Source organism: Pseudomonas sp. 14P_5.3_Bac1 (assembly GCF_025466135.1).
Taxonomy (GTDB): Bacteria; Pseudomonadota; Gammaproteobacteria; order Pseudomonadales; family Pseudomonadaceae; genus Aquipseudomonas.
This window is the reverse complement of sequence record NZ_JANLOF010000081.1, coordinates 290,645-298,872: the sequence shown is the minus strand read 5'-3', so window position 1 is coordinate 298,872 and position 8,228 is coordinate 290,645. Positions and strand designations below refer to the sequence as shown.

General features: G+C 60.9%; 9 protein-coding genes. 7 read left to right on the top strand and 2 right to left on the bottom strand.

Translation table 11 applies throughout. From position 1 onward, the window contains the following. Positions 1-43: 43 nt before the first annotated feature. Positions 44-1,012 carry a polyprenyl synthetase family protein gene (locus tag NTD89_RS23590; RefSeq protein WP_145164326.1) on the bottom strand — a complete coding sequence of 323 codons (969 nt, stop codon included), beginning with the start codon at positions 1,010-1,012 and terminating at the stop codon, positions 44-46. 239 nt (positions 1,013-1,251) lie between these two features. Here NTD89_RS23590 and rplU point away from each other — a divergent pair, with 239 nt between their 5' ends. The 7 genes from rplU (at position 1,252) to NTD89_RS23555 (ending at position 7,025) form a co-directional block, all read left to right on the top strand. Next, on the top strand, positions 1,252-1,566 hold the full coding sequence (rplU, locus tag NTD89_RS23585) for a 50S ribosomal protein L21 (protein WP_007950961.1): 315 nt from the start codon (positions 1,252-1,254) through the stop codon (positions 1,564-1,566). Between the two features lie 34 nt (positions 1,567-1,600). Continuing rightward, positions 1,601-1,858 (top strand): 50S ribosomal protein L27, encoded by a 258-nt coding sequence (gene rpmA, locus NTD89_RS23580; RefSeq protein WP_003176049.1) that lies wholly within the window; start codon positions 1,601-1,603, stop codon positions 1,856-1,858. Between the two features lie 193 nt (positions 1,859-2,051). Then, positions 2,052-3,275: an Obg family GTPase CgtA gene (gene cgtA, locus NTD89_RS23575; RefSeq protein WP_016976186.1), complete on the top strand. Its 1,224-nt coding sequence runs from the start codon at positions 2,052-2,054 to the stop codon at positions 3,273-3,275. A 137-nt stretch (positions 3,276-3,412) separates the two neighbouring features. Then, complete coding sequence (gene proB, locus NTD89_RS23570; RefSeq protein ID WP_262209974.1) at positions 3,413-4,531, top strand: glutamate 5-kinase; 1,119 nt, start codon at positions 3,413-3,415, stop codon at positions 4,529-4,531. Positions 4,532-4,547: 16 nt separating this feature from the next. Then, complete coding sequence (locus NTD89_RS23565) at positions 4,548-5,012, top strand: CreA family protein (RefSeq protein WP_145164324.1); 465 nt, start codon at positions 4,548-4,550, stop codon at positions 5,010-5,012. Positions 5,013-5,113: 101 nt separating this feature from the next. Continuing rightward, complete coding sequence (locus NTD89_RS23560; protein ID WP_106578205.1) at positions 5,114-5,596, top strand: glutathione peroxidase; 483 nt, start codon at positions 5,114-5,116, stop codon at positions 5,594-5,596. 325 nt (positions 5,597-5,921) lie between these two features. Continuing rightward, a complete protein-coding gene (locus NTD89_RS23555; protein ID WP_262209964.1) occupies positions 5,922-7,025 on the top strand; it encodes an NADH:flavin oxidoreductase in 1,104 nt (367 codons plus the stop codon). On the opposite strand, the gene NTD89_RS23550 is transcribed toward NTD89_RS23555, so the two are convergent. Next, entirely contained in the window at positions 6,994-8,196 is a 1,203-nt protein-coding gene (locus NTD89_RS23550) for a glycosyltransferase family 4 protein (RefSeq protein ID WP_119736716.1), read from the bottom strand. The two genes, NTD89_RS23555 and NTD89_RS23550, sit on opposite strands and share 32 nt — an antisense overlap. Positions 8,197-8,228: the final 32 nt, after the last annotated feature.

Genomic DNA, 8,228 nt, shown 5'->3' with positions numbered 1-8,228 from the left:
CCCCCCCCCCCGCTCCCACACAAGCCCGCTTTGCAGGTAGTTCTTAGTGCGTACGGGCGACCGCGAACTCACTCAGCTCGACCAGGGCGTCCCGGTATTCGCTGGCAGGCAGGGCTTCAAGGCACTTGATGGCGCGGGCGACGTAGTCACGTGCCAGTTGCGCGGTGTACTCCAGAGAGCCCGAGGCTTCCACGGCTGCGCGGATGGCCTCCAAGTCTTCGATCCCGCCTTTCTGGATCGCCTTGCGCACCAGGGCGGCCTGTTCCGGCGTGCCTTCGCGCATGGTGTAGATCAGCGGCAAGGTCGGCTTGCCCTCGGCCAGGTCGTCACCGACGTTCTTGCCCAGGGTTTCGGCGTCGCCCTTGTAGTCGAGCAGGTCGTCCACCAACTGGAACGCCACGCCCAGGTGATCACCAAAGGTGCGCAGAGCTTCGGCCTGTTCGGCAGTGGCGCCGCACAGGGCGGCAGCACTGTGAGTGGAGGCTTCGAAGAGCATCGCGGTTTTGCCGCGGATCACTTCCATGTAGGTTTCTTCGGTAGTGCTGGCGTCGCGGATCTTCGACAGCTGCAACACTTCGCCTTCGGCGATGATGCGCGTGGCTTGTGAAAGAATCTTCATCACCGGCATCGAGCCCAGTTCGACCATCATTTCGAACGAGCGCGAGTACAGAAAATCGCCGACCAACACGCTGGGGGCGTTGCCCCACATGGCATTGGCGGTCTCACGGCCACGGCGCATGCCGGACATGTCGACTACGTCGTCATGCAGCAGGGTGGCGGTGTGCAGGAATTCGATGGTGGCGGCCAGCAGGCGCAGGTCATCGCCTTCGCGGCCCAAGGCCTTGCCACACAGCAACACTAATAAAGGACGCAGGCGTTTGCCGCCCGCCGACGTAATGTAGTCGCCAATTTTGGAGACCAGCGGCACTTTAGAAGTCAGCTGCTGCTTGATGATGCCGTCGACGGCGCTAAAATCGTCCGCGACCGCGCGGTAGAAAGCTTGGGGTTGCATCAGCGACAGTCGCTCCAGAAGGGTTGCGCGGCATGCTAGGACCCTCACCCCCGGGTGTCAAGGCGCGATAGACGGCCTCTTGCAACGCTCCGTTGCCTTGCGTACAATCGCGCACCCTGAACTTCCTGGGCAGCACCTGCCTTACGCAATTGCATTCGGGACGTCCATCCCATGCAGCCATGCCAGCCAATACCTCTTCTTATAAAGCGCTGGGTGAGCAGGATTATCGGAGAAATACCATGTCGTACGCAGTAATTGTTACTGGTGGCAAGCAATACAAGGTCGCCCCAGGTGAATACCTGAAGATCGAAAAACTGGAAGTCGCTACTGGCGAATCCGTTACCTTTGATCGCGTTCTGTTGGTCGCCAATGGCGATGACGTGAACATCGGCGCTCCAGTTGTTGCTGGCGCTACCGTTGTGGCTGAAGTGATCTCCCAAGGTCGTCACGATAAAGTCCGCATCATCAAGTTCCGTCGTCGTAAGCACCACATGAAGCGTATGGGCCACCGCCAGTGGTACACCGAGATCAAAATCACCGGTATTCAGGCTTAATTTCAGCCTAATTCCTCACTAGGAGAATTGACTCATGGCACACAAAAAAGCTGGTGGTAGTACCCGTAACGGTCGCGACTCAGAAGCCAAACGCCTTGGCGTGAAGATGTATGGCGGCCAGAAAATCATTCCGGGCAACATCATCGTGCGTCAGCGCGGCACCCAATTCCACGCCGGTTACGGTGTTGGCATGGGTAAAGATCACACCCTCTTCGCTAAAATCGAAGGCGTGATCAAGTTTGAAGTAAAAGGCGCTTTCAACCGCCGTTACGTGAGCGTTGTCGCCGCTTAATTGCGCGATCGCTGGAAAAGCCCTGTCTCGCGACGGGGCTTTTTCGTTTGTGGAGTGAGTCTCTTGCAAAGCTGTTTGTAATGAGCTCAGGCGCTGGATACGCGGTCATTGTTTGAGGTCGCTGCGCTCATTTTTGCAAGAGTCTTATGTCTTGGTTTCTTAAGCTCGTCCATGCGACGAGAGGCGTTTTGTTATGAAGTTCGTTGATGAAGTTTCCATCCGAGTAAAAGCAGGCGACGGCGGTAACGGTTGCATGAGTTTCCGTCGCGAAAAATTCATCGAAAACGGTGGCCCCAACGGTGGTGACGGCGGTGACGGCGGTTCCATCTACATGATGGCCGACGAAAACCTCAACACCCTGGTCGACTACCGTTACACCCGGCACTTCGATGCCGAGCGTGGCTCCAACGGCGGCAGCACCGACTGCACCGGTAAAAAAGGCGAAGACCTGGTACTGCGCGTACCGGTCGGCACCACGATCATCGACTCGGCCACCCAGGAAGTGATTGGCGACCTGACCAAGGCCGGCCAGAAACTGATGGTTGTGCAGGGCGGCTGGCACGGTCTGGGTAACACCCGATTCAAGTCCAGTACCAACCGTGCACCACGCCAGACCACGCCGGGCAAGCCGGGCGAGCAGCGTGACCTCAAGCTGGAAATGAAAGTACTGGCAGACGTCGGCCTGTTGGGCCTGCCGAATGCCGGCAAAAGTACCTTCATCCGCTCGGTCTCGGCCGCCAAGCCGAAAGTCGCCGACTACCCGTTCACCACTCTGGTTCCAAACCTGGGCGTGGTCAGCGTGGACCGCTGGAAAAGCTTCGTGATCGCCGACATTCCAGGCTTGATCGAAGGTGCTTCCGATGGCGCCGGCCTGGGGATTCGCTTCCTCAAGCACTTGTCGCGTACCCGTTTGCTGCTGCACCTCGTCGACATGGCGCCGCTGGATGACACCAGCGCACCGGACGCCGCCGAAGTGATCGTCAGCGAACTGACCAAGTTCAGCCCGGCCCTGGCCGAGCGCGATCGTTGGTTGGTACTCAACAAGTGCGACCAGATCCTGGAAGAAGAGCACGAAGAGCGCGTCAAGGAAATCGTCGACCGCCTGGAGTGGGAAGGTCCGGTCTACGTGATCTCGGCCATCGCCAAAGAAGGCACCGAACGCCTGACCCGCGACATCATGCGCTACCTGGAAGACCGCGCCGACCGCCTGGCGGCCGACCCGGTATTCAAGGCCGAACTCGCTGAGCTCGATCAACAGATCGAAGACGAAGCCCGTGCCCAGCTGCAAGCCCTGGATGACCAGCGTGCCCTGCGCCGCAGCGGCGTGAAGTCGGTCCATGACATCGGCGACGATGATTGGGACGAAGAAGACGTGGATGATGAAGACGGTCCGGAAATCATTTACGTGCGCGACTGATTCGTTGCAGTAAACTTAAGCGCCGCTCACTCGAGCGGCGTTTTGGTATCTGGGTATACGAGCAGTCACTAAAGTAGTCACGAATAACGTTATGGGCCGCGCTGGGTCGCGCAGCCCTCAATCTAAGGTTGAAGATGATGCGGAGCAAAGTGACAGGTGCGCAGCGCTGGGTCGTAAAGATCGGAAGTGCGCTGCTGACGGCGGATGGCAAAGGTCTGGATCGCGCAGCCATGAGCGTCTGGGTCGAGCAGATGGTGGCCTTGCATGAGGCCGGTGTCGAGTTGGTGCTGGTGTCGTCCGGGGCTGTGGCCGCCGGCATGAGCCGCCTCGGCTGGACCGCGCGACCCAGCGCGATGCACGAGCTGCAAGCCGCCGCTGCCATCGGCCAGATGGGCCTGGTGCAAGCCTGGGAATCCAGCTTTGCCGAGCATGGCCGCCACACGGCGCAGATCCTGCTGACCCACGACGACCTGTCCGACCGCAAGCGCTACCTCAACGCCCGTAGCACCCTGCGCGCGCTGGTCGAGCTCAAAGTGATCCCGGTGATCAACGAGAACGACACGGTGGTCACCGATGAAATTCGCTTCGGCGACAACGACACCCTGGCCGCGCTGGTGGCCAACCTGGTGGAGGCCGACCTGCTGGTGATCCTCACCGACCGCGACGGCATGTTCGACGCCGACCCGCGCAACAACCCCGATGCCCAGCTGATCTACGAAGCCCGCGCCGATGACCCGGCGCTGGATGCCGTGGCCGGCAGCGTCGGCGGGGCGCTGGGCCGTGGCGGCATGCAGACCAAGCTGCGTGCTGCACGCCTGGCCGCGCGCTCCGGTGCGCATACCATCATCGTCGGCGGGCGCCTGGAGCGTGTGCTGGACCGTCTCAAGGCCGGTGAGCGCATTGGCACGTTGCTGTCGCCGGAACGCGGCATGCTGGCGGCGCGCAAGCAGTGGCTGGCCGGGCACCTGCAAACCCGTGGCACGCTGGTGTTGGACGATGGTGCCGTGTCGGCGCTGTCTCAAGGCAACAAGAGCCTGCTGCCAGTGGGCGTCAAATTGGTGCAGGGCAGCTTCCGCCGTGGCGAGATGGTGGTGTGTGTGGCACCCGACGGTCGTGAGATCGCCCGTGGCCTGGCCAACTACAGCGCCCTTGAAGCGCAGAAAATCATTGGACATTCGTCTGACGCGATTGTCGGACTATTAGGTTACATGGCCGAACCCGAACTGGTTCACCGCGATAACCTGATCCTGGTCTAAATAAAGGGAATACACGATGCGCGTCATGAACGGAGTACTCGGCCTGTTGCTGGCTCTGCCGCTGCTGGCCTCGGCTGAAGAAATTGGTCAGGTGTCGACGGTGTTCAAATTTGTCGGGCCTAACGACCGGATCGTGGTCGAGGCGTTTGATGATCCCAAGGTTGATGGCGTGACCTGCTACCTGTCGCGCGCCAAGACGGGCGGCGTCAAAGGCGGCCTGGGCCTGGCCGAGGACCGCGCCGAAGCCTCGATAGCCTGCCGCCAGGTTGGCCCGATTCATTTCAACGGTGAGCTCAAGGATGGCGACGAAGTGTTCAAGGAACGCACCTCGCTGGTGTTCAAGACCATGCAGGTGGTGCGCTTCCTCGACAAGAAGCGCAATACCCTGGTTTACCTGGTCTACAGCGACCGTTTGATCGAAGGCAGCCCGCAAAACGCAGTCACGGCGATTCCGATTTTGCCGTGGCCGACCGCTCAGTAACCGGCGGGCGAGTTTTGTAATCGGCGTCTATGATTGCAGGCTTGCAGTCTGTAATCTCGAACGGCCGCAACGCGAAGAACATGGGATATCTGGAGTTCGTCATGAGTGCTTTCCACGACCTGAAACTCAAAGCTTTGGACGGTCAAGAGCTACCGCTGGCGCCCTTCAAGGGGCAAGTTGTGCTGGTGGTGAATGTGGCCTCCAAATGTGGCTTGACCCCGCAATACGCGGCGTTGGAAAACCTCTATCAGCAGTACAAGGGCCAGGGATTTACCGTATTGGGCCTGCCGTGCAACCAGTTTGCAGGCCAGGAACCGGGCACCGAGGAAGAAATCCAGGCGTTCTGCAACGTGAACTACGGCGTGACCTTCCCATTGGGCAGCAAGCTCGACGTCAATGGCCACGATCGCCACCAGTTGTACCGCTTACTGGCGGGCGAGGGCGCCGAGTTTCCTGGGGATATCACCTGGAACTTCGAGAAATTCCTGCTCGGCAAGGACGGCCGAGTGCTGGCTCGATTCTCGCCGCGTACCGCGCCAGATGATCCGACGATCGTGCAGGCCATCGAAAAAGCCCTGAGCTGAACGCTGCCAGAGGCTTTATCGGCAAGCGCGCTCCTTGTAGCGAGCGCTCTTGTCATGACGAGCCGGCTTGTCGTGGCGAGCGGGCTTGCCCCGCGTTGGGCTGCGAAGCAGCCCCAAAACCGACACCGCAATTAAGCCGATAACCGCGCTGGCTTCAAACAGGGCCACTACGCCGCCCAACCCGAGTCAAGCCCGCTCGCCACAGGTTTGTGGTGATTCACTTCCTGACTTTTACCCCTTAATCACCCAAATCAATAGTGCTTTCAGGCGCTGCGCACTGCCCATATTATCCGCATCATAAATACCTCTTCCGCGGAGTGCTCCCATGCCTGTCCAAGCCTTGTTCAAACCTTTCCAGCTCGGTGCACTGCAACTGTCGACCCGCGTGGTCATGGCGCCCATGACCCGTTCGTTTTCGCCGGGTGGCGTGCCCAATGCCAAGGTCATCGAATACTACCGCCGCCGCGCTGCCGCCGGCGTGGGCCTGATCATCACCGAAGGCGCCGTGGTCGGTCATCAGGCCTCCAACGGTTACCCGAACGTTCCGCATTTTTACGGTGAGGCCGCGCTGGCCGGCTGGAAAGAAGTGGTCGACGCCGTACACGCCGAAGGCGGCAAGATCGTGCCGCAACTGTGGCACGTGGGCAGCGTGCGCCGTATCGGCACCGAGCCTGACGCCAGCGTACCGGCCTACGGGCCGATGGAAAAACTCAAGGACGGCAATGTGGTCGTCCACGGCATGACTACCCAGGACATCCAGGACGTGATCAATGCCTTCGCCCAAGCCGCCAAGGATGCCCAGCGCATCGGCATGGACGGCGTAGAGATCCACGGCGCCCACGGTTACCTGGTTGATCAGTTCTTCTGGGAAGGCACCAACCAGCGCACCGACGAATACGGTGGCAGTCTGGCCAACCGTTCGCGGTTTGCCATCGAATTGATCCAGGCCACCCGCGCCGCCGTAGGCCCGGACTTCCCGATCATCCTGCGTTTCTCGCAGTGGAAGCAGCAGGACTACACTGCGCGCCTGGTGCAAACACCCGAGGCGCTGGGTGAGTTCCTCAAGCCGTTGTCCGACGCGGGTGTGGATATTTTCCACTGCTCAACCCGTCGTTTCTGGGAGCCGGAATTCGAAGGCTCCGACCTCAACCTGGCCGGCTGGACCCGCCAGCTCACCGGCAAGCCGACCATCACCGTCGGCAGCGTCGGCCTGGACGGCGAGTTCCTGCAGTTTATGGTCAACACCGACAAGGTCGCGCAGCCCGCCAGCCTGGAAAAGCTGCTGGAGCGCCTCAACAACGACGAGTTCGACCTGGTCGCTGTGGGCCGTGCCTTGCTGGTGGACCCGGATTGGGCGGTGAAGGTGCGCGAGGGGCGCGAGGGCGACATCCTGCCGTTCAGTCGTGAGGCGTTGACGACCCTGGTGTAAGAGGCGAAAGGGCGGGCACCGGGTGTCCGTCCTTGCACACTCCGCGTAACTGGCGTTCGAACTGTTCGATGATCGCCGGCCAGCCTTGGCGGCTCGCATGTTGGCGAGCATTCAGGCGCATGCGGCGCAGGCTCTCTGCATCTTCCAGCAACCAATTGGCGGCATCGCAAAACGCAGCCTCATCCCCGGGCATCGCCAGCACGCCGTTGTAGCCATGGCGGATATGCTGGGTTGCGGCCGCCTGGTCGTAGGCCACCACCCCCAATCCCGAGGCCATCGCCTCCAGCACCACGTTGCCGAAGGTTTCAGTCAGGCTGGGGAACAGGAACACATCGCCTGAGGCGTAATGCCGGGCCAGTTCTTCACCGCGCAGGGTGCCGCAGAAAATCGCCTCCGGCAGTTCCTTTTCCAGCATCGTGCGTTGTGGGCCATCGCCGACGATGATCAGTTTCATCTGGCGCAACGGATACGTGTCTTGCAAGGTTTCAAAGCAGCGCTTGAGCAGTCCCAGGTTTTTCTCCTGCGCCAGTCGACCTACGTGCAGCACGGCGATCTGTTCAGCGTTCAATGCCCAACTTTCCCGCAACGCGTGGTCGCGTTTCGCCGGGTGGAACAACTGGCTGTCGACCCCGCGCGCCAACATTCCCAGACGCTCGAAATTCCGCCGCTCCAGCTCCAGGCGCTGACTGGTGCTGGGGACCAGCGTCAGCGTCGAGCGGTTATGGAACCAGCGCAAATAGTGCGTGACCATGCGGCTGAGCAGGCTCAAACCGTATTGGTTCGAGTACTGCTGGAAGTTGGTGTGAAAGCCACTGACCACGCTGATGCCCAGGCGCCGTGCTGCGCGCAACGCCGACAAGCCCAATGGGCCTTCGGTGGCGATGTAGAGCACGTCGGGGCGCTGACGGGTCCAGCGGCGCAACAACTTATGCATCGACGACTGGCCCCATTGCAGGCCGGGGTAGCCCGGCAGCGGCCAGCCGCGGCACAGCAGCAGCGCGTCATCGCTGGGGCGGCTTTGATCGCTGCCCTGGCGTGGGCGCACCAACTCGACCTGATGGCCGCGCGCGCGCAAACCTTCACACAGGCGGCCAAGGGTATTGGCCACCCCGTTGATCTCTGGCGGGAAGGTTTCGGTGATCAGAGTGATGTGAAGCGAAGCTGTCGTCATGACCCACAGTGTCACCGTGGGCCATGTCGTCA